Annotated in this window: 27 protein-coding genes, 1 pseudogene and 2 riboswitches; of the genes and pseudogenes, 10 read left to right on the top strand and 18 right to left on the bottom strand. The window is 73.1% G+C overall.

All coding sequences use genetic code 11. The features are described 5' to 3' along the window. The first annotated feature begins 83 nt into the window (after nt 1–83). The 4 genes from sigE to GKE56_RS09905 are packed head-to-tail and all read left to right on the top strand — an operon-like array spanning nt 84 to nt 3,264. Complete coding sequence (gene sigE, locus GKE56_RS09920; RefSeq protein ID WP_370518373.1) at nt 84–743, top strand: RNA polymerase sigma factor SigE; 660 nt, start codon at nt 84–86, stop codon at nt 741–743. Then, nucleotides 740–1,381 (top strand): hypothetical protein, encoded by a 642-nt coding sequence (locus GKE56_RS09915; RefSeq protein WP_154684411.1) that lies wholly within the window; start codon nt 740–742, stop codon nt 1,379–1,381. Before sigE ends, GKE56_RS09915 begins: the two co-directional genes overlap by 4 nt. After that, nucleotides 1,378–2,886 carry a S1C family serine protease gene (locus tag GKE56_RS09910; RefSeq protein ID WP_154684410.1) on the top strand — a complete coding sequence of 503 codons (1,509 nt, stop codon included), beginning with the start codon at nt 1,378–1,380 and terminating at the stop codon, nt 2,884–2,886. The genes GKE56_RS09915 and GKE56_RS09910 overlap by 4 nt, the downstream gene beginning before the upstream one ends. A 15-nt stretch (nt 2,887–2,901) precedes the next feature. After that, a complete protein-coding gene (locus GKE56_RS09905) occupies nt 2,902–3,264 on the top strand; it encodes a twin-arginine translocase TatA/TatE family subunit (RefSeq protein WP_154684409.1) in 363 nt (120 codons plus the stop codon). Nucleotides 3,265–3,268: 4 nt separating this feature from the next. On the opposite strand, the gene GKE56_RS09900 is transcribed toward GKE56_RS09905, so the two are convergent. The 4 genes from GKE56_RS09900 to GKE56_RS09885 are packed head-to-tail and all read right to left on the bottom strand — an operon-like array spanning nt 3,269 to nt 6,819. Beyond that, the gene (locus GKE56_RS09900) at nt 3,269–4,417 is read right to left on the bottom strand and encodes an Mrp/NBP35 family ATP-binding protein (protein ID WP_154684408.1); all 1,149 of its coding nucleotides are present in this window, start codon (nt 4,415–4,417) and stop codon (nt 3,269–3,271) included. A gap of 9 nt (nt 4,418–4,426) precedes the next feature. Next, nucleotides 4,427–4,999: a DUF1003 domain-containing protein gene (locus GKE56_RS09895; RefSeq protein WP_154684407.1), complete on the bottom strand. Its 573-nt coding sequence runs from the start codon at nt 4,997–4,999 to the stop codon at nt 4,427–4,429. Further along, on the bottom strand, nt 4,992–6,266 hold the full coding sequence (locus GKE56_RS09890; RefSeq protein ID WP_154684406.1) for a magnesium transporter MgtE N-terminal domain-containing protein: 1,275 nt from the start codon (nt 6,264–6,266) through the stop codon (nt 4,992–4,994). Before GKE56_RS09890 ends, GKE56_RS09895 begins: the two co-directional genes overlap by 8 nt. Nucleotides 6,267–6,297: 31 nt before the next feature. Next, entirely contained in the window at nt 6,298–6,819 is a 522-nt protein-coding gene (locus tag GKE56_RS09885) for a hypothetical protein (protein ID WP_154684405.1), read from the bottom strand. A gap of 52 nt (nt 6,820–6,871) precedes the next feature. Between GKE56_RS09885 and GKE56_RS09880 the strand changes: the two genes are divergently transcribed. From GKE56_RS09880 to GKE56_RS09870, 3 genes are read left to right on the top strand one after another with little or no spacing between them, the layout of a single operon-like run. Continuing rightward, nucleotides 6,872–7,954: a CoA ester lyase gene (locus GKE56_RS09880; protein ID WP_154684404.1), complete on the top strand. Its 1,083-nt coding sequence runs from the start codon at nt 6,872–6,874 to the stop codon at nt 7,952–7,954. Further along, on the top strand, nt 7,954–8,841 hold the full coding sequence (locus GKE56_RS09875) for a CoA ester lyase (protein WP_154684403.1): 888 nt from the start codon (nt 7,954–7,956) through the stop codon (nt 8,839–8,841). The genes GKE56_RS09880 and GKE56_RS09875 overlap by 1 nt, the downstream gene beginning before the upstream one ends. After that, nucleotides 8,838–9,623: a cobalt-precorrin-6A reductase gene (locus GKE56_RS09870; protein WP_154684402.1), complete on the top strand. Its 786-nt coding sequence runs from the start codon at nt 8,838–8,840 to the stop codon at nt 9,621–9,623. The genes GKE56_RS09875 and GKE56_RS09870 overlap by 4 nt, the downstream gene beginning before the upstream one ends. Here GKE56_RS09870 and cbiB read toward each other — a convergent pair. The 11 genes and pseudogenes from cbiB to GKE56_RS17455 form a co-directional block, all read right to left on the bottom strand. Then, a complete protein-coding gene (gene cbiB / locus GKE56_RS09865) occupies nt 9,580–10,548 on the bottom strand; it encodes an adenosylcobinamide-phosphate synthase CbiB (protein WP_230208885.1) in 969 nt (322 codons plus the stop codon). The genes GKE56_RS09870 and cbiB overlap by 44 nt on opposite strands. Then, nucleotides 10,545–11,075 (bottom strand): bifunctional adenosylcobinamide kinase/adenosylcobinamide-phosphate guanylyltransferase, encoded by a 531-nt coding sequence (cobU, locus tag GKE56_RS09860; RefSeq protein WP_154684401.1) that lies wholly within the window; start codon nt 11,073–11,075, stop codon nt 10,545–10,547. The genes cbiB and cobU overlap by 4 nt, the downstream gene beginning before the upstream one ends. 76 nt (nt 11,076–11,151) lie before the next feature. Continuing rightward, the gene (locus GKE56_RS09855; RefSeq protein WP_230208884.1) at nt 11,152–11,850 is read right to left on the bottom strand and encodes an adenosylcobinamide-GDP ribazoletransferase; all 699 of its coding nucleotides are present in this window, start codon (nt 11,848–11,850) and stop codon (nt 11,152–11,154) included. Nucleotides 11,851–11,857: 7 nt separating this feature from the next. Continuing rightward, the gene (gene cobT / locus GKE56_RS09850; RefSeq protein ID WP_154684400.1) at nt 11,858–12,925 is read right to left on the bottom strand and encodes a nicotinate-nucleotide--dimethylbenzimidazole phosphoribosyltransferase; all 1,068 of its coding nucleotides are present in this window, start codon (nt 12,923–12,925) and stop codon (nt 11,858–11,860) included. After that, nucleotides 12,922–13,908, bottom strand: a complete 987-nt coding sequence (gene cobA, locus GKE56_RS09845; protein WP_154684399.1) for a uroporphyrinogen-III C-methyltransferase — start codon at nt 13,906–13,908, stop codon at nt 12,922–12,924. Before cobA ends, cobT begins: the two co-directional genes overlap by 4 nt. Next, the gene (gene cobC, locus GKE56_RS09840) at nt 13,905–15,134 is read right to left on the bottom strand and encodes an Rv2231c family pyridoxal phosphate-dependent protein CobC (protein ID WP_154684398.1); all 1,230 of its coding nucleotides are present in this window, start codon (nt 15,132–15,134) and stop codon (nt 13,905–13,907) included. The genes cobA and cobC overlap by 4 nt, the downstream gene beginning before the upstream one ends. Then, nucleotides 15,133–16,410: pseudogene (locus tag GKE56_RS09835) on the bottom strand (cobyrinate a,c-diamide synthase); the annotation flags it as partial. The gene cobC and the pseudogene GKE56_RS09835, both read right to left, overlap by 2 nt. Further along, nucleotides 16,407–17,021: a cob(I)yrinic acid a,c-diamide adenosyltransferase gene (gene cobO, locus GKE56_RS09830; protein ID WP_154684396.1), complete on the bottom strand. Its 615-nt coding sequence runs from the start codon at nt 17,019–17,021 to the stop codon at nt 16,407–16,409. The gene cobO and the pseudogene GKE56_RS09835, both read right to left, overlap by 4 nt. Continuing rightward, nucleotides 17,021–17,197 carry a hypothetical protein gene (locus GKE56_RS17465; protein WP_230208883.1) on the bottom strand — a complete coding sequence of 59 codons (177 nt, stop codon included), beginning with the start codon at nt 17,195–17,197 and terminating at the stop codon, nt 17,021–17,023. Before GKE56_RS17465 ends, cobO begins: the two co-directional genes overlap by 1 nt. 164 nt (nt 17,198–17,361) lie before the next feature. Next, nucleotides 17,362–17,727 (bottom strand): VWA domain-containing protein, encoded by a 366-nt coding sequence (locus GKE56_RS17460; RefSeq protein WP_230208882.1) that lies wholly within the window; start codon nt 17,725–17,727, stop codon nt 17,362–17,364. Between the two features lie 178 nt (nt 17,728–17,905). Next, nucleotides 17,906–19,099: an ATP-binding protein gene (locus tag GKE56_RS17455; protein WP_230208881.1), complete on the bottom strand. Its 1,194-nt coding sequence runs from the start codon at nt 19,097–19,099 to the stop codon at nt 17,906–17,908. A gap of 86 nt (nt 19,100–19,185) precedes the next feature. Further along, nucleotides 19,186–19,272, bottom strand: a riboswitch (cobalamin riboswitch). Between the two features lie 116 nt (nt 19,273–19,388). Here GKE56_RS17455 and cbiE point away from each other — a divergent pair. From cbiE to GKE56_RS09810, 3 genes are all read left to right on the top strand, one after another. Further along, nucleotides 19,389–20,603 carry a precorrin-6y C5,15-methyltransferase (decarboxylating) subunit CbiE gene (gene cbiE / locus GKE56_RS09820; protein ID WP_230208880.1) on the top strand — a complete coding sequence of 405 codons (1,215 nt, stop codon included), beginning with the start codon at nt 19,389–19,391 and terminating at the stop codon, nt 20,601–20,603. Continuing rightward, nucleotides 20,600–21,361 carry a precorrin-4 C(11)-methyltransferase gene (gene cobM, locus GKE56_RS09815; protein WP_154684394.1) on the top strand — a complete coding sequence of 254 codons (762 nt, stop codon included), beginning with the start codon at nt 20,600–20,602 and terminating at the stop codon, nt 21,359–21,361. Before cbiE ends, cobM begins: the two co-directional genes overlap by 4 nt. Before the next feature lie 159 nt (nt 21,362–21,520). Continuing rightward, the gene (locus GKE56_RS09810) at nt 21,521–22,636 is read left to right on the top strand and encodes a HoxN/HupN/NixA family nickel/cobalt transporter (protein WP_154684393.1); all 1,116 of its coding nucleotides are present in this window, start codon (nt 21,521–21,523) and stop codon (nt 22,634–22,636) included. A 100-nt stretch (nt 22,637–22,736) separates the two neighbouring features. Here the strand turns inward: GKE56_RS09810 and GKE56_RS09805 are convergent, their stop codons facing one another. From GKE56_RS09805 to GKE56_RS09795, 3 genes are read right to left on the bottom strand one after another with little or no spacing between them, the layout of a single operon-like run. Next, entirely contained in the window at nt 22,737–24,305 is a 1,569-nt protein-coding gene (locus tag GKE56_RS09805) for a precorrin-2 C(20)-methyltransferase (RefSeq protein ID WP_154684392.1), read from the bottom strand. Continuing rightward, nucleotides 24,302–25,006, bottom strand: coding sequence for a precorrin-8X methylmutase (locus GKE56_RS09800; RefSeq protein ID WP_154684391.1), 705 nt, complete (start codon nt 25,004–25,006; stop codon nt 24,302–24,304). The genes GKE56_RS09805 and GKE56_RS09800 overlap by 4 nt, the downstream gene beginning before the upstream one ends. Beyond that, nucleotides 25,003–26,088, bottom strand: a complete 1,086-nt coding sequence (locus GKE56_RS09795) for a cobalamin biosynthesis protein CobG (RefSeq protein WP_230208879.1) — start codon at nt 26,086–26,088, stop codon at nt 25,003–25,005. The genes GKE56_RS09800 and GKE56_RS09795 overlap by 4 nt, the downstream gene beginning before the upstream one ends. A gap of 47 nt (nt 26,089–26,135) precedes the next feature. Then, nucleotides 26,136–26,207, top strand: a riboswitch (cobalamin riboswitch). Nucleotides 26,208–26,215: the final 8 nt, after the last annotated feature.

Genomic DNA, 26,215 nt, shown 5'->3' with positions numbered 1-26,215 from the left:
TGTTCGGGAACCATGAATGGCGTCCGGTCGTCTTGACGGATGCATGCACCGCGCCGCACCCGGCGCAGACGGAGGTGAGGGACGTGACCGCGACCGACACGATCGGCGCGCCGCAGGGGGAGGTCCAGCCGGCTGTCCAGCAGGCCTGGGTACCCCCCACCTGGGAGGAGATCGTCGAGCAGCACTCTGCCCGCGTCTACCGCCTGGCGTACCGCCTCACCGGCAACCAGCACGACGCCGAGGACCTCACCCACGACGTGTTCATCCGGGTCTTCCGCTCGTTGCACTCCTACCAGCCCGGCACCTTCGAGGGCTGGCTGCACCGCATCACCACCAACGTCTTCCTCGACAAGATGCGCCGCAAGCAGCGGATCCGCTTCGATGCGCTCTCCGACGAGTCGGCGGCCCGGCTGCCCACCCGTGAGGCCGGGCCCGAGGCGACGTTCGACGCGACCCACTTCGACGACGACGTCCAGCGCGCGCTCGATGCGCTCTCGCCCGACTTTCGCGCCGCCGTGGTGCTGTGTGACATCGAGGGCCTGTCCTACGAGGAGATCGCGGCGACCCTGGGCGTGAAGCTCGGCACCGTGCGCTCCCGCATCCACCGTGGCCGCGCCCAGCTGCGCGAGGCCCTCGCCCACCGCGACCCCGCCCTCGGGCGCGCCGCGACGGACTTCGAGCCCGCGCCGGCTCCCAAGCGCCGCCTGCCGGTGATCGGCCGGGCGGTGCCCGGATCGCGATGACCCGCCTCGTGGGCCGCCAGATCTGGTCAGGTATGCCGGGCATGAGCCACCCCCGGGCCGCTGGGCGCTGCCTGGGCTCCCAGCTCACCGCGTATGCCGACCGCGCCATGGACCCGGTGACGCTGCTCCACTGGGACCGGCACGTCCTCGCCTGTGCGTGCTGTCGCGCGGCGGTGGCCCAGGAGCGCCGGGTGCTCCAGTCCCTGCGCAGCCCCGCTGCGCCCGCCGTCTCGGGCGACCTCCGCGGCCTGCTCCTCGCCCTCGCCGCAGACTCCGCGCCCACCTCGGCGGTCGTCCACCCGATTGCCCCGATCCCGGTGGCACCGGTTCCTGTCGTCGACCGCGGCATGCCCGCCATGCACCGTTCGGCGCGCCGCGCCACGGTGTTCGCCGGGCTCGCCGCCGGCGCGACCGCGGCAGCGGCCGTGGGCTTGGCCGTGACGGGCACCGGGGCGATCACACCGAGCCCCGCTGTGACTCCCGGGCTGGTGCAGCGCACCCGCACGTCGACGCCGGGTTTTGCGCCCGCGGCCTTCACCATCGCGAACCTCGGCGCCGCCCGCGGCGCCTTCTCCGGGCAGACTCCGCGACCCGCGGTGAGCATCACCGGGGTGCGTTCGGCACAATCAACCCCATGAGCGACGAGCGCGATCCGGCCGACCCCTGGCAGCCGCCCGATCAGCAGCCCGATCAGCAGCCTGACTCGACCGGTCCGGTTGACGTCGAGCACACGCGTGAGCTTTCCGGTTCGCCGGTCCCACCCGCGCCGCCCACGTCCTCCTGGTGGGCCGACGAGCCCACGGGGTGGCCGGCCACGGCCCCCGGTCCCGCCGAGGCGACCGGTTGGCCGGTGCCGTCGGCGGCCGACGCGCCGCCGGCATCGGGTGTCGCCGACCCCGCGTACGCAGGCTCGCCCCAAGCCGCCGGGCAGGCCGGGTCCGGCGCGTATGCCGGGCAGGCCGGGTACGGCGCCCAGGACGCCGCGTGGGCAGCCAGCCAGCCCGCCCCGACCACCGCCGACCGGCGCACCGGCCCGGGCTGGGGCGCCCTAGTCGCCGTCGCGGCAGTGGCCTCGCTCGTCGCCGCGATCCTCGGTGGGTTGTTCGGGGGGTGGCTCGGCGCGACGAACCGGGTCGACTTCAGCAGCCTCGACCGCGGCCAGACCACCATCCCGAGGGCTGGCGCGGGCGCCACCGCCCGTCCGTCGGGGAGCATCGCCTCGATCGCGGCGGCCGCCCTGCCGAGCGTGGTCACCATCAAGGTCAAGGGCGCCGACGGTGCCGGGACGGGCTCCGGGTTCGTGATCGACCACGCCGGCCACATCCTCACCAACAACCACGTGGTCGCCGGCGCCGCAGCAGGCGGGTCCATCACCGTCGAGCTGAGCGACGGCTCCCAGGTCGACGCGACGGTCACCGGCCACGACGGGTCCTACGACCTGGCCGTCATCAAGATCGCGCGCACCGACCTGCCGCCCCTGACCATGGGCATCTCCAAGGACGTCGTCGTGGGTGACCCGGTGATCGCGGTCGGGGCCCCGCTGGGACTCGAGTCCACCGTCACGAGCGGCATCGTCAGTGCCCTCAACCGCCCGGTCAGCCCGGGAGGCGACGGCAACACGCAGTCGTTCATCAACGCGATCCAGACCGACGCTGCGATCAACCCCGGCAACAGCGGCGGGCCGCTGCTCGACATGCAGGGTCACGTCATCGGGGTGAACTCCGCGATCGCTCGCGTGCCGGGCACCACCGACACGCAGTCCGGCAACATCGGGGTCGGGTTCTCGATCCCGAGCGACCAGGCCGTGAAGACGGCCGAGCAGCTGATCAAGACGGGCAAGGCCCAGCACCCGGTGATCGGCGTCGTCCTCGACCGCCAGTACTCCGGCGCGGGCGTCCGCATCCTCCAGCAGAAGACCGCCTCGAGCGGTGACCCCGTCGACCCCAACGGCCCCGCAGGCAAGGCCGGGATCAAGGCCGGCGATGTCATCGTCGAGTTCGACGGTCGGCGGGTCAACGCGCCCGACGACCTCGTCGTGGCGATCCGGGCGAAGAACGTCGGCGACCACGTGAGCATGAAGGTCCGTCGGGGCAGCCAGACGATCTCTGTCACCCTGGTCCTGTCCGGCACCTCCGGCAGCTGATCGAGGAGACCGCGCATGGCTGACATCAACGGCTGGGAAGCGATCATCCTCCTCGTGCTCGGGGTGGTGATCCTGGGCCCGGAACGGCTCCCGGAGTATGCCGCGAAGCTCGGCCGCCTGGTTCGTCAGGCCAGGGCGATGGCCGAGGGTGCGAAGGGCCAGCTCCGCGAGCAGATGGGTCCGGAGTTCGATGACATCAACTGGCGCCAGTACGACCCACGCCAGTACGACCCACGCCGCATCGTCCGAGAGGCGCTGCTCGACCCGTCACCCACCGAGACCGCTGCGGCAGCGGCTGCCGCGGTGCCGACGTACTCGACCACGCTGCCGACCCGAGACCCGCTGAAGCCGACGCCGTTCGACGTCGACGCGACCTGACCCGTCAGCGAGAAGCCGGCGACAGCCCGAGCGAGCGCCCTGCCAGGCCGCGCGAGCGCGTGCCGAGGCCGCGGGCGATGGCCCGCAGGGACACCGCGGCGGGGGACTGTGGGTTGCGCAGGACGACTGGCGTGCCCTGGTCGGCGCCCTCGCGCAAGTTGGTGTCGAGCGGGATCTGGCCGAGCAGCGGCACCTCGGCGCCCACCGCGCGGGTCAGCGACTCGGCCACGGCCTTGCCGCCACCTGACCCGAAGATCTCCTGGCGCGAGCCGTCGGGCAGCTCAAGCCAGGACATGTTCTCGATGACGCCGACGATGCGCTGGTGGGTCTGCAGGGCGATGGATCCCGCGCGCTCGGCCACCTCGGCGGCAGCCTGCTGGGGAGTGGTGACGACGAGGATCTCGGCGGTCGGGATGAGCTGCGCCACCGAGATCGCGATGTCGCCGGTGCCCGGCGGCAGGTCGAGCAGGAGGATGTCGAGGTCGCCCCAGAAGACGTCACCGAGGAACTGCTGAAGAGCACGGTGGAGCATCGGACCGCGCCACACGACGGGCTGGTTGCCGGGCACGAACATCCCGATCGAGATGACCTTCACGTCGTGGCTCACCGGCGGCAGGATCATGTCGTCGACCTGGGTCGGCCGGTGCTCGACGCCCAGCATGCGGGGCACCGAGAAGCCGTAGACATCGGCATCGACGACACCGACGCGCAGGCCGCTCTCGGCGAGGGCCGCAGCCAGGTTGACGGTGATCGAGGACTTGCCGACGCCGCCCTTGCCGGACGCCACGGCATACACCCTCGTGAGCGAGCCGGGCCGCGCGAACGGGATCTCGCGCTCGGCGGTGCCCCCGCGCAGCTGCTGGCGCAGGCCGGCACGCTGTTCGTCGCTCATGACGCCGAGCGTCACGGTCACGCCGTTGACCCCCGGCACCTTGGCCAGCGCCGCGGTGGTGTCCTTGGTGAGGGTGTCCTTCATCGGGCAGCCCGAGACGGTGAGCAGGATCGTCACGGCGACCAGACCGGCGTCGTCGACCGAGACGCTCTCGACCATGCCGAGCTCGGTGACGGGCTTGCGGATCTCTGGGTCGATGACGGTCGCGAGCGCCTGGTGGAGGGCCTCGTCGGTCACCGGTGCTGCTGCGGGGGCGGACATACCCCCATGCTAGGTCGCGGGCTCGTCCCTCGAGGAACCGCCCGGGTCGAGTCCGGTGTCGGTCGCGTCACGTCGGTGGACGGTCAGGCCCCGCTCCTCGAACTCCTCGAGCAGGCTGCGCAGCTCAGAACGGACGAAGTCGCGGGTCGCCGCATCGCGCATCGCGTGCCGCAGGGCGGCCACCTCGCGGGTGAGGAACTCGGTGTCGGCGAGGTTGCGCTCGTCGCGCGCTCGGTCCTGCTCCAGCCCGACGCGGTCGCGGTCGGCCTGGCGGTTCTGCGCGAGCAGGATCAGTGGCGCGGCATACGACGCCTGGAGGCTGAGCATCAGGGTGAGGAAGATGAAGGCGTAGGGGTCGAAGCGGTACTCCTTCGGCCCGAAGACGTTCCACCCGATCCACGCGAGGACGAACACGGTCATCGCGATAAGGAAGTTCGCGGTGCCCATGAAGCGGGCGAACTGCTCGCTCCAGACCCCGAAGGTCTCCTGCGAGACGGTCGGGCGGGGCAGGAGGGCTCGCTTGGTCTCGCGGGGCTGGTCGAGCCGGCCGACGCTGCTGCGGGTGGTCGTGCGCTCAGCCATGGGTCACCTCGCGTCGCTCCTCGCGCCAGTCGTCGGGAAGGATGTGGTCGAGCACGTCGTCGACCGTGACCGCGCCGATCAGGCGGCCGTCGTCGTCGACCACGGGCACGCCGACCAGGTTGTAGGTCGCCAGGATGCGGGTGACCTGGCCCAGGGGGGCCTGCGGACCGAGCGGCTCGATCTCCTTGTCGAGGATGCTGCCGATGGCGCCGTGGGGCGGCTCGCGCAGCAACCGCTGGATGTGCACGATGCCGAGGTACTTGCCCGTGGGCGTCTCGTGGGGCGCACGGCAGACGTAGACCGTCGACGCGAGGGCCGGCGAGATCTCGGCGCGGCGGACGACGGCCAGGGCCTCGGCGATCGAGGCCTCGGGGCCGAGGATCACCGGCTCGGTGGTCATCATGCCGCCGGCGGACTCCTCGTCGTAGGTCAGCAGGCGGCGCAGGTCGGCTGCCTCGTCGGGCTCCATGAGCTGGAGCAGCTCCTCCTGCTTCTCCTCCGTGAGGTTGTGCAGCAGGTCCGTGGCGTCGTCGGGCTCCATCGCCTCGAGGACGTCGGCCGCGCGCCCCACGGGCAGGGTCTCGAGGATCTCGACCTGGTCGTCCTCGGGCAGCTCCTCGAGGACGTCGGCCAGCCGTTCGTCGGCCATCGCCTCGGCGACCTCGGCGCGCCGCTTGGGGGACAGGTCGTGGATGACGTCGGCGAGGTCGGCCGACTTCAGGTCGTCGTAGGTCTCGAGCAGCCTCGCCGCGGACTGGCCGGAACCGGACTGGTGCAGGCCGGTCACGTCCTCGACGGGCACGAGCAGGGTGGCGCCGCGACGGCGTCGGAACGGCCCGAGCGAACTGCGCCCCGTGCCCTGGCGGACGAACACCTTCGAGACGGCCCAGTCGCGGTTGCGCTCCCGCTCGATGGCGATGTCCTCGACGACGGCGTCGTAGTCGCCCTCCGGGTCGCCCACGGTCACGGTGCGCTCGAGCAGCTCGGCCATGACGAGCTCCTCGTTGGTGCGCTGCTCGAACCGGCGCATGTTGACCAGCCCGGTGGTGATGACCTGGCCGCCGTCCACCGAGGTCACGCGGGTCATGGGCACGAACACGCGCCGCCGGCCGGGCACCTCGACCACGAGTCCGATGACCCGGGGCCGGCGTCGTGAGGCGCCAAACGTCACGACGACGTCGCGAACCCGACCGACCTGGTCACCGAGCGGGTCGAAGACGCTCAGGTTGGTCAGGCGGCCGACGAAGACGCGCGACGGAGTGCTCACCCCGCAAGGCTATCCGGCAGGTCAGCGCTCGTCAGGGAGGCGGTTGCCGCGCCTGCGGCGGGGTCGTCCTCGCCAGTGCCACGGACGCCAGCCCGTGGTGGTCGCCTCGCTCGGCGGAACGGGCGCCGCGCCGGAGGTGGTGGCGTACGAGCCGGGGGGCCTCCACGGGCGCGCCGAAGGGTCGAAAGGCGCGCACGGTGCAGACCTGCGCCCACCGGCTGACGAGGTCGTCGGTCGCGTTGAGACGCTCCGCCTTGAGGGCGTCGGTCGCCGCCTGCCACTCCTCGTCCGTGGGCGTGATCTCGCGACTGCTTGCCTCGACGGTCAACAGTCGGCCGCCGGTGTCCTTGCTGCGGGCGATCAGGCGGACGCGCTCCGGGATCCACGGCAAGGTCTGCTCGCCCGGTCCGGACACGGCATACACGACCTCGCCGCTCCAGGCGTGCCAGAACGGCCACGCGCGGTCGCCGGGGACGTCCACCCACAGCAGGCCGGACTTCGACGCGGCCTCGGCGAAGAGCGCCGTGACGTTCACGGGCGCGGGATCGGTCACACCGTGAACTGTGTCATAACCGATGTCGTGGTGTCGCTGCTAGTTTCGCGACGTGCGCAGCCCCAAGGACTTCTTCGCCCCGCTCGCCGTCGGCGCCCCCGCGCCCCTGCGCGAGGTCCCCGCCAGACCGTCTCGGGTCATCCACTTCTTCGACCCCAGCAACGAGAAGATGGCGGCCAAGATCCCGGCCATGGTGGGCACCGTCGACGTCCTGCTCGGCAACCTCGAGGATGCCGTCAAAGCCGACCGCAAGGAGGCAGCCCGCGCCGGGCTCGTGCAGATCGCCCGCGCCACCGACTTCGGCGAGACGACGCAGCTGTGGACGCGCGTCAACGCCCTCGACAGCCCCTGGGTGCTCGACGACCTCACGACGCTCGTCAGCGAGGTCGGCGACAAGCTCGACGTCGTCATGGTCCCCAAGGTCCAGGGCCCGGAGGACATCCACTACGTCGACCGGCTGCTCGCCCAGCTCGAGGCGCGGGCCGGCCTCCAGCGCCCGATCCTCGTCCACGCCATCCTCGAGACGGCGCGCGGTGTCGCGAACGTCGAGGAGATCGCCGGTGCGAGTCCGCGCATGCAGGGCATGTCGCTCGGGCCCGCCGACCTCGCGGCCGACCGCCGGATGAAGACCACTCGCGTCGGTGGCGGCCACCCCGGGTACCTCGTGCGCCAGGACCCGATCGACGGCGACATCAACGCCGATCGCCAGACCTACCAACAGGATCTGTGGCACTACACCATCTCGCGGATGGTCGATGCCTGCGCGATGCACGGGATCCTGCCGTACTACGGCCCGTTCGGTGACATCAAGGACGTCGTCGCCTGCGAGGACCAGTTCCGCAACGCCTTCCTCCTCGGGTGCGTGGGGACGTGGTCGCTCCACCCGGTGCAGATCGAGATCGCCAAGCGGGTGTTCAGCCCGTCGGCAGAGGACGTCGCCCACGCGCGCCGGGTCGTCGAGGCGATGGGTGACGGCACCGGCGCCGTGATGCTCGACGGCAAGATGGAGGACGACGCCAGCCTCAAGCAGTGCCTGGTCATCGTCGAGCTCGCCGAGCGCTTGGCCGCCAGCGACCCCGCGCTCGCCGAGCTGTATGCCGCGCCGGCGGCCCCCGTCGACGGTGCGGCCTCCTGATGACCGGCCAGGCGGCATACCGGCCGCGCCGTTCCGTGCTCTACCTGCCGAGCTCCAACGAACGCGCACTCGAGAAGGCCAAGACCCTCGCCGTGGACGCGCTGATCCTCGACCTCGAGGACGCCGTCGCCCCGGACGCCAAGGCAAGTGCCCGCGAAAAGGCTTGCGCCGCAGCCCGATCCGGTGAGTACGGGCCGCGCGAGCTGACGATCCGCATCAACGCTATCGGCACTCAGTGGCACGACGAGGACCTCCGGGCCGTGAGTGCCGCCGGTCCTGACGCGATCGTGGTGCCGAAGGTCGGATCCGCCGCAGAGGTGCGCCAGCTCGTCGCGGCGATGGAGTCGGCGGGCGCGCCGGAGCACACGGCCCTGTGGGCCATGGTGGAGACGCCTGCGGCGATGCTCCACTGCGAGGAGATCGCGAGCGCGTCCGAGCGGCTGACCGTGCTCGTCATGGGCACCAACGACCTCGCCAAGGAGCTCCACGCCGAGCACGTCCCGGGCCGACAGCCGTTGTTGACCGGTCTGTCGCTGTGCCTGCTCGCCGCCCGGGCCACCGGCACCGTGATCCTGGACGGCGTGTTCAATGACGTGAAGGACGCCGAGGGCTTCGAGGCGGAGTGTCGGCAGGGCCGTCAGCTGGGCTTCGACGGCAAGACGCTGATTCACCCGGGCCAGGTCGAGGCGTGCAACACGACGTTCGCGCCGAGTGCGGCCGCCGTTGATGACGCTCGCGCCGTGCTCGCCGCCTGGGAGGCGGGCGGCGGCGCCGGAGTGGTCACGCACAACGGCCGCATGATCGAGAACCTCCACGTGGAGACGGCCGAGCGCGTCCTGGCCGTCCACGAGGCGATCACGGCCCTCGCGACCGACGCCTCGGAGTGACTGACCGGGCAGCGGCAGGACCCGTCCTCGTCCTCGGCGGCACCGCCGAGGCCAGGGCTCTCGCCCACGAGCTCCAGTCCCGCGAGGCCGCGTTCCTCTCCTCGCTCGCCGGGCGCGTGCAGCGGCCGCGGCTGCCGGTGGGCGAGGTGCGGATCGGTGGCTTCGGTGGCGCGGAGGGGTTGGCGGCATTCATCCGCGAGCGTGGCGTGGCCGCTGTCGTCGACGCCACGCACCCCTTCGCTGCGACGATGTCGGCCAACGCCGCCCGTGCCTGCGCCCTGACGCGAACTCCGTTGGTGCGCCTGGCTCGCCCCGGGTGGGGCGACCACCCCGACGCCGCGTCGTGGACCTGGGTCGGCGACCACGACGAGGCCCGGACCGCGGCTGAGTCGCTGGGGGAACGACCCTTCCTCACGACGGGCCGCCAGACCCTCGGGCACTACGCGGCGTGGAGCGGTCGTGAGGTCCTCGTGCGGGTGGTCGAGCGCCTCGACGAGCCGCCCCCTGCGCGCTGGACGGTGGTCCTCGACCGCGGTCCGTATGCCGTGGAGGGCGAGCTGGCGCTGCTGCGCGAGCACCGCATCGACGTCCTACTCACCAAGGACTCCGGGGGCTCCTACACCGCCGCGAAGCTCGACGCGGCCCGAGCCCTCGGGATGCCGGTCGTCGTCATCGGGCGACCGGCGCCCGTCACGGGGGTGGCGGAGGTGGACTCCGTGGCAGCGGTGCTGTCGGCCCTCAGTGACGCTGGCGTCGACGTCGGTCCCGCAGCGCCAGCCTGAGCCCGACCGCTGTGAGGGCGGAGGCGAGTCCGACCTGACGGAGCAGGGCCGAGGCCGGGACGATGTCGCGGGCCGTGACGTGGGGCCCGCTGCCGAGGATGCCGCGGTCCTCGGCGCTGCCGTCATAGACGTTGCTCCCACCGAGCCGCACCCCGAGCGCAGCCGCCCAGGCGGCCTCGACGGGGCCCGCGTTGGGGCTCGGGTGCTGGCCCGCGTCGCGGCGCACGGTGGCCACGACGCGGTCGGCAGCCGTCCACGACCGTTCCCGGGCCGCCGCCACGAGCGCGGTGATTCCCACCGTTGCGCGGGCGGGCAACCAGTTGGCTGCGTCATCGAGTCGCGCTGCGGCCCAACCGAACTCGTGGTACCGCGCCGTGCGGTGACCGACCATGGCGTCGAGAGTGTTGACCGCGCGGTAGCCGAGCAGTCCGGGTAGCCCGGCCACCGCGCCCCACAGGAGCGGCGCCACGACCGCGTCGGCACAGTTCTCGGCGACCGACTCGACCGTGGCGCGCGCGACGCCGTCGGCATCGAGGGACCAGGGGTCGCGTCCGACGAGGTTGCGGACGCGCTGGCGGGCCCCCTCGAGGTCGCCGTCGGCCAGCAGCGTGCCGACGGCCCGCGCCTCGCGGTCGAGGCTGCGGCCGCCGAGGACCGCCCACGTGGCTGCCGCGACGAGGACGGGCTGGACGGGCCGGGGGAGGCGGCCCAGACCGAGGGCGACCGCGACGGTGGACCCGACCAGAACGGCCTCGTGGGCCACCCCGGCGCTGCGGCGGGGCGCCCAGGTGCGGCCTTCGAGCCGCGTCGCGAGCGTCCCGAACCCAGCCACAGGGTGGTGTCGGCCGGGGTCCCCGAGGAGCTGGTCCGCGGCATACCCGAGGAGCAGCCCGAGCGCGACCGGATCTGGTGTGCGGCGCCTCACGGCTGCTTCACCGCGAGCACCTGCCCGGCCACGACGAGCAGGACACGGTCTGAGGATGCCGCGACCTGTTGGTTGAGTCGACCGAGCCAGTCCGCGAAGATCCGACCCGAGCGGTGCTCAGGGACGACGCCCCACCCGACCTCGTTGGTGACGGCGACGAGCTCGTGCGGGCACTCGGCCCAGGCCTCCACCACGTCCTGCAGCCGCTGCGCGAGCGTGGGCTCCCAGTGTGGTTGCGGCGCCTCCCAGACCTCGAGGTCGTCGAGGGTTGCGGTCAGCCAGGTGCCGAGGCAGTCGACCAGCCCCGGGCCTTCGAGGCGCGCGAGGGCTCCCGGGAGGTCGGATGTCTCCACGGTGCTCCAGTGGGACGGGCGCCGGCTGCGGTGTGCGGCAATGCGTTCGGCCCAGTCGGGATCGTCGCTGCGGGGCCCGGTGGCGATATAGGTGACCTGACCAGCGTCGGCGAGCAGACGCTCGGCGGCGGTGGACTTGCCCGAGCGGACGCCACCGGTGACGAGGGTCTTCATCGGGCCAGCCCGGACGACAGGGTGACGAGCACCGCGGCGAGCGAGAGCTCGATTGCAGCCCCCATCACGTCACCGCTCACCCCCCGAACACGCGGGTGGCGATGCGCACCAGCAGTCCCACGACGATGGTCATGGTGAGAACTGCGACCGCGCCGAGTCCGGACCCGGCCTGGGCGGCTTGGCTGACCAGGCCCAGCGCCGCCGCGCTCACCACGAGGATGACCGCCAGAGCGGGCACGGGCACCGTGCCGGCCACGGCGGCGCCCAGGCCGTCGGGGCGCGCGGCCGGGATGCTGCGCACACAGGTCAGGGCGCAGGCGGCCCGGGACACGGCGACGGCCACGGCCACGAGCAGCCAGCCCCAGGGCCGACCGAGGACCGCCGCGGCGCCCCCGGCCTGGACGACCAGGGTGAGGGCGACGGCAGCCACCCCCATCGGGCCGACGTCCCCGCTCTTCATGACCTCGAGGGCGCGCTCTCGGCTCCAGCCGGCGCCGATCCCGTCGACCGTGTCGGCCAGTCCGTCGAGGTGCATGGCTCGCGATCCCAAGGCCAGGGACATCAGGACCAAGGTGGCGACCACGAGGCCGGGCAGCCGGGCTTGGTCCCCCAGCCAGCCGACGGCTCCGGCGACCGCGGCCAGCGGGAGGACGGCGAGCGGCGCGAGGCTCATGGCCCAGGCCGCCGAGCGACGCGTCGGCGGCTCGATGGTGCCGACCGGGACCATGGTCAGGGTGCCCACGGCCAGCCGGAGCCCGGCGAATGCGGCCCTCATGCGACGGTCACGGTGCCGGCGCGGGTTCGGAGACCGACTCTGGCGCCATCAGGTCCGCCAGCAATGCCATGTCGTGCAGCGCGATGACGGCCGAGCGCAGGATCGGCAGGGCGGTCATGGCTCCGGAGCCCTCACCGAGACGCATGCCGAGGTCGATGACCGGGACGAGGCCGAGGGACTCCAGGGCCACGGCCTGGGCCGGCTCGGGGGAGCGGTGGCCTGCCGCGAACCACTCACGCGCACCCGGCTCGAGGGACTCGGCGACCAGGGCCTCGGCCACGGAGATCACGCCGTCGAGCAGCACCGGGACACCAGCGCGGGCCGCGGCGACCATGACGCCGACTGCGAACGCGAGGTCCGCCGAGCCCAGCGCGGCCAAGCGTGCCCGCGGGTCGCTCAGGTGCGCGGTGCGGTCGAGGGCCTGCTGGATCACGGCGGTCTTGCGGGCCAGGCCCTCGTCGTCGAGCCCGGCACCACGGCCGGTGACCTGGTCGGCCTGGAGGCCGAGGGTGCTGGCGATCAGGGCCGCGGCCGGGGAGGTGTTGCCGATGCCGAGGTCGCCCATGACCAGCAGCTGCGTGCCTGCGGCCACCTCCTCGGCGACGACGGCGGCCCCGGCCGTCAGCGCCTCGTCGAGCTCCTCGACCGTGATGGCGTCCTGGCTGTCGATGGGCTGGGAGGAGCGTCGGATCTTGTGCGCGGTGACCTCCGCAGGGACGCCCTCGAGGTCGTCGTCGACGGCGATGTCGAGGACCCTGACGGGCACACCGTGCTGGGCCGCGAGGACGCTCATCCCGGCGACACCGGCGACCAGCGTCCGGACCATCGCCGCGGTGATCTCCTTGGGATAGGCAGCGACGCCCGAGGCGACGACGCCGTGGTCGCCGGCCGGTACGATCGCGGTCACCCGCTCGAGCCTGCGAGGCGGGCAGGTGCCCTGGCAGGCGGCGACCCAGGCGCCGAGCTCCTCGAGTCGGCCGAGGGAGCCGAGCGGCTTCGCGAGGGCGTCGAATCGGGCGAGCGCTTGCGCCCGGACCTCGGCGCTCGGTGGCTGCAGGGTCGTGGGCTCGGTCATGGGCTCTCCTTGAGTGCGGTGACGACGTCCCCGATGACGGTGACGGCTGGTGGGTGGATGCCGGCCTGGTCGGCGGCGTCGGCAATGGTGGTCACGGTCGCGGTGACGCTGCGCATGCTGGGCATGCCGCCGTCCTCGATGCAGGCGGCGGGGGTCTTCGGGTCCATGCCGCCGTGTACGAGGGCCGCGGCGATCTGGGGGAGGGCGGCGACGCCCATGAGGACGACCAAGGTCAGGCCAGATCGGCCCAGCCACTCCCAGTCGACGGTGCCGCGCGGGTCGCCCGGCGCGACGTGGCCGGTCACCACGACGAACCCCTGCGTCAGGGAGCGGTGCGTGACCGGGATGCCGGCCAGCGCGGGCACGGCCACCGCCGAGCTGACGCCGGGGATGACCTGCACGGGCACACCGGCCTCGACACAGGCGGCCCACTCCTCGCCGCCGCGGCCGAAGACGAAGCTGTCGCCGCCCTTGAACCGCACGACACGCTTGCCCGCGCGGGCGTGGGTGATGATCAGGTGGTTGATGGCCTCCTGAGAGGTGAAGGCGCCACGCGGGATCTTGCCGACGTGCACGACCTCGGCGTGTTCGGGCGCCTCGTCGAGCGCGCCCAACGGCACGAGCCGGTCGGTCACGACGACGTCCGCGCCGCGCAGGGCGTCCAGACCTGCGACGGTGAGCAGTCCGAGGTCGCCCGGCCCCCCGCCGACGAGCACGACGCTGCCACCGGGAGAGGTCGTCGTGCGTGCGTCGTTGGCGGACAACGGGTCTCGCAGGACGAGGTCGTATGCCGCAGGGTCGGCGTCGCCGTCGATCACCACCAGCCGCCGCGCGGCGAGGTCGAGGAGCGTCGGACTCGCGTCAGCGGTCAGGACGGTGACCACCGCACCCTGGTCGATCAGTCCGTGGACCGTCTCGGCGATGCGGGGCCCAGGCTCGCGCACGAGCACGGTGGGCGCAGTGCCCGGCACGGTGATCCTCATGCGGTCAGCTCCTCGGCCCGGGTGAGGACGCCCGCCAGCTCGCGCAGCAGTCCGTCGGTCGTGTGCGGGTCGCGGACCGCGATGCGCACCCACTGCGGCCCGAGGCCGGGGAACGTGTCGCCACGCCTCACGGCATACCCGTTGGCGCGCAACGCTTCTCGCACGCCGGTGCCGACCTCGGCGAGCACGAACGGGGCCGACGAACGCTGGACGTGAAGCCCGAGCCGGTGCAGCCCGCGGACGAGGTGGTCGCGCCAGCCGGCGAGCTCCCCGGCCGCGGCGGTGGCCTCGGCGACGGCCGCGGCGGTCGAGGCCCGCTCCATGGCGACGGCGGCGAGGGAGTTGACGGACCAGTGCGGCTGGACGGCAGCCAGCCGGGCCACCAGCGCGGGGTCTCCGACGACGTAGCCCGCGCGCAGCCCGGCGAGGGCCCAGGTCTTCGTGAGCGACCTGAGCACCAGCAGGTCGGTCATCTCGGTGCTGATGAGCGACTCCGGCTCGCCGGGGACCGCGTCCATGAACGCCTCGTCGACGACGACCACCCGCCCCGGCGCTCGCAGGCCGTCGAGGGTCGCGCGGGCGTGCAGGACACCGGTCGGGTTGGTGGGGTTGCCGACCACGACGAGGTCGCACTCGACGTCGAGTGTGGAGGCGCCGAGTGCGAATCCCGTTGCCGGGTCGAGGACGTGGCGGTGGACCACGCGACCGGCACGACGCAGTGCGGCCTCGGGCTCGGTGAACTGGGGGTGCACCACCACTGGGTGCCTAGGGGCCAGGGCGGCCGCCAGCAGTCCGAACGCCTCGGCCGCTCCGTTGGTCGGCAGCACCATGGCGTCGGCGACCCCGTGGCGGCGCGCAAGAGCGGCCCGCGCCGCGTCGGGTCGAGGGTATGCCGCGAGCGTGTCGACCGCGGCGCGCAGCTCGGTCGCCAGCCAGGGCGGCGGTTCGCTGACCCGGACGTTGACGGCGAAGTCGACGAGGGTGCCGTCGAGCTCGACGTCGCCGTGGTGGTCGAGCGGGTCGTTGACGGCCGGGTCGTGACCGGCTGGGTCGTGTGCGGCTGGGTCGTGAACGGCTGGGTCGTGAACAAGCCGGGTCGTGAACGGCCGGTACGGTGGCCGGGACGGCGGGGCCGCTCGTCGCTGCACCGGACGCGTGGACCGCGGCGGCGAAGTGCGCAGCGAGCTCGGGATGACCGGCCCAGTGGGTGTGCAGGTAGCTCGCATGCACGCTCGGGCGGCCGGTGGGGGCAAGCGAGAAACCCTCGGGGTCGCCGTCGAGGAGCCACGCGGGTGTCGGCCCGTGGCCCGGGTCGAGCCGGGTCCGGTGGAACTCGTGGCCGCGCACCGTCGTGCCCGCTGGTCCGAGCAGGCTGTCGTGGTTGGTGGTCGCCGTGCGGTAGCGCAAGGTCAGACGGGGATGCATCGCCGCCTGGGCGGGAACCGCGCCAACGAGGGCGTGTCCGTCGACGGCCTGGCTCAGGTACAGCAGTCCCGCGCACTCGGCCACCGTCGGCACACCGGCCGCAACGGCCTCACGCACCTCGGCCAGGAGGGCGCGGTTGGTGGCCAGCGACGCGGCATACACCTCGGGGAAGCCGCCGCCGAGGTAGATCCCCGACGTGCCGGTCGGCAGGCTGGTGTCGACGGCCGGGTCGAACACCACAGGCTCGCAGCCGAGCGCGCGCAACAGCTCGTCGGTCTCGGCATACCGGAAGGTGAACGCGCGACCACCGGCCACGGCGACGACTCGCGGCGGCCGGTCCACCCGGGTGGGCGGGCTCCAGGGCGTGGCCTGCACATCGGGTGCGGTGCTGGCGATCTCGAGCAGGGCGTCGAGGTCCACGAAGCGCGCGGTCTGCTCGGCGAGGCGGTCCAGGGCGGACTCGGCGTCGGGGCGTTCGGCGGCCGGCACCAGGCCCAGGTGGCGCGAGGGCGCGCTGACGCCGGCGTCGCGGGGCAGCACGCCGAGAACGGGTACGCCGGTCGCCTCGACGCTGCGACGGACCTCGTCGGCGTGCCGGGGCGACCCCGACTTGTTGAGGACGACCCCGGCGACCCGCACCGCCGAGTCGAAGGTACGCAGGCCGTGGACGGTCGCCGCGACCGTGCGGGCCGCGGAGGAGATGTCGACGACGAGCACCACAGGCGAGGACGTGACCGTGGCGACGTGGGCGGTCGAGGCCCAGCCCTGGGTGCCGAGACGGCCGTCGAACAGACCCATCACGCCCTCGACCACCGCGAGGTCGGCGAGTCGAGGGGTGCGAAAGCCGTTCAGCAGCAAGGGAAGCAGCTGATCCTCGCCCTGGAGCCACGGGTCGAGGTTGCGTCCGGGGCGACCCGTCGCCAGCGCGTGGTAGCCCGGGTCGATGTAGTCGGGACCGACCTTGGCGGGTGCGACCTCGAGACCGCGCCGGGACAGCGCGGCCATGATGCCGACGGCGACGGTGGTCTTGCCCTGACCAGAGGCGGCGGCAGCGACGACGAAGCGGGGCAGTCTCACCACTCGATGCCCTTCTGGCCCTTCTGCCCGGCGTCGAAGGGATGCTTCACCTTGGTCATCTCGGTGACCAGGTCGGCGATCTCGACGAGCCGGGGGGCCGGGCCACGGCCGGTGATGACGACGTGCTGGTGCCCGGGGCGGTTCGCGAGGGTCTCGATGACCTCGTCGACGTCGACCCAGCCCCACTTCATGACGTAGGTGAACTCGTCGAGGACGTACAGCTGGTGGGTCTGCTCGGCGAGCCGGCGCTTGATCTCGACCCAGCCCTCGCGGGCGGCCGCGGCGTGGTCGTCCTCGCTGCCGGCCTTGCGCGACCAGGACCAGCCCGCGCCCATCTTGTGCCACTCGATGGGGCCGCCCTGACCGGTCTCGGCGTGCACCCGGTCGAGCGTCTCGAGGGCGGTCTGCTCGCCGATGCGCCACTTGGCCGACTTCACGAACTGGAACACCCCGGTCGACCAACCCTGGTTCCAGCCCCGCAGGGCCAGGCCGAAGGCCGCGGTCGACTTGCCCTTGCCCTCGCCACCGTGGACGACGAGCAGTGGCCGGTTGCGCCGAGCCCTCGTGGTGAGGCCGTCGGCGACGGCCACGGGCGGCTTGCCCTGGGCCATCAGGCGGCGCTCCTTCCGGCGGTGCTCCGCGGGTCGTCCCACCCGCGCCGGGTGTCGGTGACGGCCTGGACCAGGTCACCAGCGCCGACCTCGCCGAGGGGCACGTGCTCGGCGCCCATGAGGGCAGCCAGCTCAGCGGCGAGGCCGAGACGGAATCGCCCGGTCTCGCAGTCCACGACGACCGCCTGGGCCAGGGTGCGGTGCCACTGCGCCGCGATATGCGTCGCGCGGGCGAGCGCGTCGGGTCCGGCGGTGGCGCGCCCATCGGTGACGAGGACGACGAGCGGGCGGCGTCGCGGGTCGCGGACCCGTTCGACCTCGAGGACGCGCGCAGCAGTGGTCAGGCCCTCAGCCAGGGGGTGCGGCCGCCGTGTGGCAGGTCGGAGAGCCGGGTGGCCGCGGCCTCGACCGACGACGTGGGTGGCAGGGTCAACTGGGCGCCCGTCCCGCGGAACGTTACGAGGCCCACGCGGTCGCGGCGCTGGTAGGCATCGAGGAGCAGCGAGAGGACGGCGGTCTTCACCGCCTCCATCCGCCGACGTGCTGCCATCGAGCCCGAGGCGTCGACGACGAACAGCACGAGGTTGGACTCCCGGCCCTCGGCGACGGTGGCGCGCAGGTCCGAGGTGTGCAGCAGCAGGCGGTCGGTGCGGCCGCGGACTCGCTGGTGCAGTGCCGCCGCGGTGATCGTGGCTGGCAGGTGCACGCGGGTGGACCGGCCCGACCTGGCCGTCGTCGACCCGATGGTGCGGCCTCGGTCGGTGATCGCCCGGCTGCGGCGCCCGGACTCCCCGGCGCCGACGCCGCGAACGACGAAGCGCCGGGTGCGGTACGGCGCCCTCGCGGCCGCGACCCCCGCGACCGGCGCAGCCGCCGCGGGGTCGTCACTCGCGTCGTCGCTCGCGTCGCCGCTCGCGTCGCCGCTCGCGTCGCCGTCGGCGTGCTCGGCTGGGGGGCTCGGACCGGGGCTGGCCTGCGGGCGAGTCCTCCGGGCCATTCGGCTCCCCAGAGGGCGACTTTTCGGTCGGGCGGCCCGGCGGCTCGGGCTCGGGCTCGTCCTCGGGTGGGGGCGGGGGCTCGTCGTCGCCGAGCAGGCGGTCGAGCAGGTCCTCGTCGAGGCCGGGGGCGTCGAAGGGGTTACGGCGGCGCCGGTGCGGCAGCGCGAAGCGCGCCGCCGTGCGGATGTCCTCGCGCTCGAGGTGGGTCCGGCCCGCCCATGCGGCGTGGGCGCGGGCGGCCCGCGCGGTGACGATGTCGGCGCGCATGCCGTCGACGTCGAAACCGGCGCACACCCGCGCAATGGTCGAGAGCGCCCAGTCGGAGAGCTCCACCTTCGGCAGCAGCTCGCGGGCGCCCGCGATCCGATCGGTGAGCGCCGCCTGCTGGGCGTCGTATGCCGCCGCGAAGCCGGCCGGGTCGGCGTCGTGGTCGAGGCGCCGCCGAACGATCGTGGCCCGCACCTCCGGCTCGCGGCTGGCCGCGACCTCGACCGTCAGCCCGAACCGGTCGAGCAGCTGGGGGCGCAGCTCGCCCTCCTCGGGATTCATCGTCCCCACGAGCACGATCCGGGCGGGGTGCGTGACCGAGACGCCGTCGCGCTCGACCGAGTTGACGCCCATGGCCGCAGCGTCGAGCAGGACGTCGACGAGATGGTCGTGGAGCAGGTTGACCTCGTCGACGTACAGCAGCCCACGGTGCGCAGCGGCGAGGAGGCCGGGCTGGAAGTGGGCCTCCCCGGCGCCGAGGGCGCGCCCGAGGTCGAGTGACCCGATGACCCGGTCCTCGCTCGCGCCGACCGGCAGCTCGACCAGACGCGTGGCGCGGGTCGTCGAGGCGACGTCGTCGTGCGGGCCGTCGGGGCACTGGGCGTCAGGCGCGGCGGGGTCGCAGGAGAACCGACATCCCTGCACGACCACCTGAGGCGGAAGCACCTCGACCAGGGCGCGGACGATGGTCGACTTGGCGGTGCCCTTCTCGCCGCGCACGAGGACGCCACCCACGTCCGGAGAGACGGCAGTCAGCAGTAGGGCGAGGGACAGGTCGTCGGCGCCGACCACGGCCGTGAACGGGTAGCTCACCACGAGGCATCCTCCTGGTGGGTTCCGCGCCCACCGCTCGTCGAGGGGCCGCACCGGGGACTCCGGTGTCGGCAGCCGCGTCCGACGTCCTGGCTCTCCACGGGGTGCGCCGTCGACCTGGTCGACTCGTGGATCACAGTGGCGGGACCGCTCCGGACTCTCACCGGTATTCCTCGCACGGGGCCGGAGCCATCATGGCACGCCCGTCCTGCCGATCACGACGGCCGTCTCATGTCAGCCTCCCGGCCGGCTCGCCGCCGCGCGCCGGTCGCGCTCTACAGTGGCCCGCGTGATCGAGGTCGTCGGAGTCGCCGCTTGTGGCGTGGAGTCCATGGAACCGACCGCCCGCGCACTCGTCGAGCAGGCGCGGGTCGTGGTGGGCTCGCCGCGCCTCCTCGGGCTGCTCCCGGCCCACCCCACCCAGACGCGCCTACCCCTGCCTTCGCCGCTCCGGGCTGGTCTGCCGGACCTCGTGAGCGGGCTCGGCGAGGAGGGCGTCGTCGTCCTCGCCACCGGTGACCCCATGGTGTCGGGGATCGGCACCACGCTCGTCGACCTGCTGGGCGCGGATGCGGTGCGGATCCACCCGGCGCTGAGCTCGGTCGCGCTGGCTCGCGCACGCATGCGGTGGTCGGCCGAGCAGTCCACCGTGCTCTCGCTCGTCTCCACCCCGGTCGCAGCGATCCGCAGGCTCCTGTCGCCCGACGCGCGGATCGTGGTGCTCAGTGCCGGTCCGCAGACGCCGGGGGAGCTCGCCCACGAGCTCGTCGCGGCGGGCTGGCCCGACGGGAGCCTCACGGTCCTCGGCGACCTCGGGACCGAGGGTGAGTCCCTGCGCCGATCGACGGCCGCCGACTGGGACGACGGCCCGTCGGTACCCCGTCTCAACGTCGTCGCCGTGCACCTCCCCGGCGAGCACGCGGCATACGGCATGACTGCGGGGTTGCCCGACGAAGCCTTCGAGCACGACGGGCAGCTGACCAAACGCGAGATTCGGGCGGCCGCGCTCGCGACTCTGCGACCGATGCCTGGTCAGCTCCTCTGGGATCTCGGCGCCGGCGCAGGGTCTGTCGGGATCGAGTGGGCGCGAGCGGCCGACCGCGCCCGAACCATTGCGGTGGAACGGGATCCGGACCGCGCGGCGCGAATTGCGCGCAACGCCGTCGCGCTCGGCGTGCCGGGCATCCGCGTTGTCCAGGGCGAGACCGACCTGGTCACGGCGGCCGACCACGGGCTGCCCGACCCGGACGCGGTGTTCGTCGGAGGCGGGGCGTCCACCGGGGTGGTCGACGCCGCGTGGGGCGCCCTGCGACCCCACGGCCGGATCGTCCTGCACGCCGTGACCCTCGACACCGAGGCGATCGCCGTGGCGGCGTTCCGCGCGCACGGCGGCGAGCTGCGTCGCCTCAGCGTCGAACGGGCCGAGCCGCTCGGCCACCACCTCTCCTGGACCCCGGCGCGCCCGGTGGTGCAGTGGTCGTGCACCAAGGAAGGACTCCCGTGACCGTCCACTTCATCGGGGCCGGGCCGGGCGCGGCGGACCTGCTCACCGTGCGTGCGGTGCGGCTGCTGGCCGAGTCGGCGGTGTGCCTGTATGCCGGCACGTACATCGGCACTGACGTGCTCGAGCACTGTGGCCCGGACACCCAGCTCGTCGACACCCAGCACCTCAACCTCGACGCGATCACCGGGCACCTCGTGCAGGCGACTCGCGAGGGCAAGGACGTGGCACGACTCTGCTCGGGCGACCCGTCGGTGTACTCCGCTGTGGCCGAGCAGGCCCGCCGTCTCGACGCGGCCGGGGTGCCGTGGGACATCACACCGGGCGTGCCGGCCTATGCCGCGACGGCGGCGCTGGTGCGGCGCGAGCTCACCGTTCCGGAGGTGGCGCAGTCGGTGGTCCTCACGCGCGCCCACCAGGACTCGACCGCCATGCCCAGCGGCGAGGCGCTGGCCGGGTTCGCCGCCACGGGAGCGACGCTCGTGCTCCACCTCGCGATCCGCCACACCCGGCGGATCGCGGGCGAGCTCGCGGCGGCATACGGCTCGGACTGTCCCGTGGTCGTGGGTTCGCGGGTGACGCAGCCCGACGAGCTCGTGCTGCGCGGCACGCTGGCCGACATCGCCGACCAGGTCGACGCAGCCGGCCTGCGCCAGGCGGCGGTGATCATCGTCGGGTGGGCGCTGGAGGCGGAGGGGTTCACCGACTCCCACCTGTACCGCTCGCGATATGGCGACCCCGGTTCGGCGCCGAGGGTGTAACTTGACCGTCGCCCGGCGTCGCCGCCGGGTGGTCCACGACGCAGCGAAGTCCGGTGAGATCCCGGCACTGTCCCGCAACGGTAGAGCCACCCCATCCCGGGGTTGGCGAGTCCGGTCGCCTCGCGTGGGTCTCGTCGAGGTCCCGAGGAGGACACCCGCATGGCCCCCCATCCCCTTACCCGCACCCGCGTTCGCCCGTTCGAGGGTTGGAGCCGCCGCGACTGGGGCGAGCTGGGCGGCCTGCTCACCCTCATCGCCCTGATGCACGTCGTGGGCTTCGGCGCGCTGGTCCTCGTCGTGGCACCCGCGCACTACTCGGTCGGCACCCAGGTCTTCGGCGTCGGGCTCGGCATCACGGCATACACGTATGGCCTGCGGCACGCGTTCGACGCCGACCACATCGCCGCGATCGACAACACCACGCGCAAGCTGATGGCAGACGGGCAGCGACCGAAGTCGGTCGGCTTCTGGTTCGCCCTCGGCCACTCCGCGATGGTGTTCGTGCTGGCCGGGCTGGTGGCCGCCGGCACGAGGTTCGTGCACGCCCTGCTAGCCCACGACTCCGCGACCCACGAGACGCTCGGGACGATCGGGACGCTGGCGTCGGGGGGATTCCTGTTCCTGATCGGCGTGCTGAATCTCGTTGCGCTTGTGGGGATCTGGCGAGTCTTCCGGTCCATGCGCCGTGGTGTCTACGACGAGGCTGAGCTCGAGCGTCAGCTCGCCGCGCGCGGGTTCGTCGCCCGGCTGTTCGCCAAGGTCGGGCGGACGATCCGCAGACCGTGGCAGATGTTCCCGTTGGGCATGCTGTTCGGGCTCGGCTTCGACACGGCGACCGAGGTGGCCCTGCTGGTCCTGGCCGGCACCGGTGCCGCGGCGGGCCTGCCCTGGTATGCCGTGTTCGTCCTGCCGCTGCTGTTCGCAGCCGGGATGAGCCTGCTCGACTGCCTGGACGGGGTGTTCATGACCGTCGCCTACGACTGGGCGTTCGCCTCGCCGGTCCGCAAGGTCTACTACAACCTCGCGGTCACGGGACTGTCGGTGGCGGTGGCGCTGGTCATCGGGACGGTCGAGCTGGTCGGGGTCCTCGGCGCCCGGATCGGGCTCGACAACCCCGTCATCAACGTCATCGCCGGAGTCGACCTCGGCAACATCGGCTTCGTCATCGTCGGACTGTTCGTCGTGGTGTGGGCCGTCGCCGTGCTGTTCTGGAAGCTCGCGCGCGTCGAGGACCGGTGGCACACGCGACTCGCGCAGACGACCCAGGAGTCGTAACCCGCCGCAGCACCTTCTGCTTGCAGAGGTTGCTGCAGTGAGGGCAGGTTGCACCATCTGCTGGCTGCAGGAAGGTCTGCAAGCAGAGGTTCCTGCGGCGTCAGGTCGTCTCGACGTAGCGCGGGGTCCACACGCGGCCACTCTCGGTGACCCGGGTGCTCGATGCCCCGATGACGACCAGACACGACATGTCGACGGTGCCGGGGTCGAACTCGCCCAGGGTCGTCACGGTCAGCGACTCCTCGGCGCGACCGACGTCCCGGGCGACCACCACGACCGTGGCCGGGTCCTTGACCTCGAGCAGCACTTGCCGCGCGTCGAAGAGCTGATCGGGACGCGACCGGCTGCGCGGGTTGTAGAGGGCGATCACCAGATCGGCTTCGGCGGTCGCCCGCAACCGTGCCGCGACCACGGACCAGGGCTTGAGCCGGTCCGAGAGCGACATGATCGCGAAGTCGGCCCCGAGTGGTGCCCCCGCCAGCGCCGCAGCGGCCTGCGCGGCGCTGACTCCCGGGACGACGCGCACGGGCACGGCGGCATACCGCTCGTCACCGTCCACGGCCTCGAACACCGCTGACGCCATGCCGAACACGCCCGCGTCCCCGCCCGAGACGACGGCGACGCGCTCACCGGCCACGGCGAGGTCGAGCGCGTGCCGGGCCCGGTCGACCTCGACGGTGTTGCCACTCGCGTGGCGCGTGAGCCCCACGCGCTGCGGGACGCGGTTGACGTACGGCGCGTATCCCACCACGTGCCCCACCCTGCCGAGCACCTCGCTCGCCTCGGGCGCGAGCCAGCGGTCCGGCCCAGGCCCGAGGCCCACCACATGGACCGTGCCGTATGCCGCGGGCGCCCCGACCGGCGCGTCCTCGGCTCGCGCCGGGTCAGCCGCCCGTCCGTTCGCCCGTCCGTTCGCCCGTCCGTTCGCCCGTCCAGCGGCGTCGGCGCGGCGGTCGAGGCCCGGCACGACGACGATCGACATGTACGGCACGGTGTCGGCGTCCACCTCGGCGACCGGCAGGATGCGCTGGCCGTCGCGGGTCGCGCGTTCGACGTAGATCGCGCGGTCGAGCACCCCGGCCTGCTGGAGGGCTTCGCGCACTGCGCCAAAGGTGCGGCCGAGCTTCATGATGACGGCCGCGTCGGTGTCTGCCAGGCGCCGGGCCAGCTCGGCAACTGGCAGGGTGCCGGGCAGGACCGTGAGGACGTCCTCGTGGCGCGAAAGTGACTGCGCTGCAACGGCTGTCGCGCCCGAAAGGGCGGTCACGCCAGGGACGACCTCGGTGGGGTAGGCCGGCGACAGCCGGTCGTGGAGATACATGAACGAGCCGTAGAACATCGGGTCGCCCTCGGCCAGCACCACGACCTGACGTCCCGCGTCGAGGTGGGCGGCCAGGCGCTGCGCACACTGCTCGTAGAACTCGGCCAGCCAGCCGTGGTAGCCCCCGGGGTGGTCCGCGATGCCGGTGGTGACGGGATAGCGAAGCTCCTCCTCGACGACGTCCGCCGGGAACAGGTCGGCCGCGATGGACCGCGCGATCGATGACCGGCCAGTGCCGGCGTGGTAGGCGATGACGTCGGCGCTCGCGATGAGCCGGGCCGCCTTGCGGGTGATCAGCTCAGGGTCGCCAGGACCCACGCCGACGCCGTAGAGGTGGCCGGTGGTCATGCGAGCTCGGACTCGGTGGCGAGGGCGTTGAGGGCGGCGGCGGCCATCGCGGACCCGCCGCGCCGACCGTGGATGACGAGCCAGGGGATCACGGTGCCGTCGGACAGGCGGTGCTCGGCCAGGGCCACCTTGGACTCGGCGGAACCCACGAACCCCACCGGCATACCGATGATGGCAGCCGGCCTTGGCCCCCTCGGGTCGTCCATCAGGAGCTCGAGCAGGTGGAACAGGGCGGTCGGGGCATTGCCGAACGCCACCACCGCCCCGGCGAGCAGATCTCCCCACAGCGAGACGGCGGCCGCGGAGCGGGTCGTCGCCCAGGACTGCGCCAGCTCCGCCACGCGCGCGTCGCGCAGGGTGCAGACGACGGCGTTGTCGGCGGGCAGGCGACGGCGGGTGACTCCTTGCGCGAGCATCTGGCTGTCGGTGAGGATCGGCGCGCCGGAGGCCAGGGCGGCCCGTGCGGCGGTGACGACGTCGGGATGGGCCGCTACATCCCGCAGCACGTCGACGTCTCCGGCGGCGTGGGCGACCCGCACGGCCACGGTGGCGAGGTCGGCCGGTGGACGCGGCAGGCCGGCGGCGTACAACGCCTCGGCCTCGGCCCGGATCGTCGCGAACGACGCGCGGTAGATCGCCTGACCGTCGGTCTCGTAGTCATAGTGGCGACCCGGCTGTCGCGGAGTGGGGGTCGTCGTCATCGGGACAGCTCCGCGACCGTCGCGAGGACTTCGTCGGCATCTGCGGGCGCGACCACCACGACGTCGTCGGGCCGTGCACCGCACTGGCGTTCGCACCCCACGAGGTGGATGCGCAGGTCGCGCGGCAGGTGACGACCGGTCCCTGCGACATCCGCAGCGATCGAGGTGGTCGAGCAGCGGCCGTGTGCGCAGGCCGGCGCGCCGATGCAGGCCGAGAGCTGGGACCAGGGCGAATCGCGGTGTGTCACAAGGCCGGCGGCTGCCAGGTCGTCCGCCGCCGCGGCTGCGCCGGGCACGACGACCGACCGCCAGGGGGTCACGACCACCGTGTCCGCCAGAGCCGCCATCGCCTCGACGTGCGCGCTGGTGAGGACGCCCAACGGGACCCCGGCGACGAGGTCGTCGCCTACGGGCCCAGGCACGATTGGGGGAGCGACCCGCGGCGCGTATGCCGCCATGCCGGCACCCAGCGGAGCGTCGGCGGGCAGGTCCCGCACGTTCCAGACCGAGGCGGACCCACGGCATACGAGGAAGTCGCGGGCGAGGCCGAGCAGCGCGGGCACGGCGCGCTCGCGAGGCACGGCGACGCCGCGGCCGGCAGCGAGCAGCATGCCGTCGCCACCACCGGTGGACTGCCACGCCACGTCATAGGGCTCCGTGAGCACCGAGCCGCTCGCGTCTGCCAGGGCGAACAGGAACCGGCCTGACAGCGCGGCGAGCACGGGGTCGGCGACCAGACCCGCATCCAGGGCGGCGACGAGCGGCGCGAGGTCGGGGGCGAGCGGGGACGCCACGATGTTGCGGACCCGCTCGTGGCTGGTCGAGGGGAGCAGGCCCGTGGCCTCGATGCGCTCGACGAACCGGTCGGGCAGCGGGTCCGGCAGCGCGCGCACCTGCAGGTTGCCGCGGCTGGTCAGCTGGAGGCGACCCGCGCCGTCGGCTGCGGCCGCCTCGAGCACCTCACGCAGGGCCGACACGGCGATGCGGCCCCCCGGAAGGCGCAGCCGCACGAGGGCGCCGTCCTCGGCACGGTGCGGGCGCAGCAGGCCCGGGCACCGGTCGAGATGGGGCTGGGCGGACACGGCCGCGAGCATACGCGGCCCCCCGCTAGGGTTGCCGCGGCAGGTGGAACGGAACCCGGTGCGACTCCGGGGCGGTCCCGCCACTGTGAGCCGGCGTCACGCCGGCGAGTCAGGAACGTTCCCCGGC

Source organism: Nostocoides sp. HKS02 (assembly GCF_009707485.1).
Classification (GTDB): Bacteria; Actinomycetota; Actinomycetes; order Actinomycetales; family Dermatophilaceae; genus Pedococcus.
The sequence above is the reverse complement of the archived record's forward strand: the minus strand, read 5'-3'. Positions and strand labels throughout refer to the sequence as shown.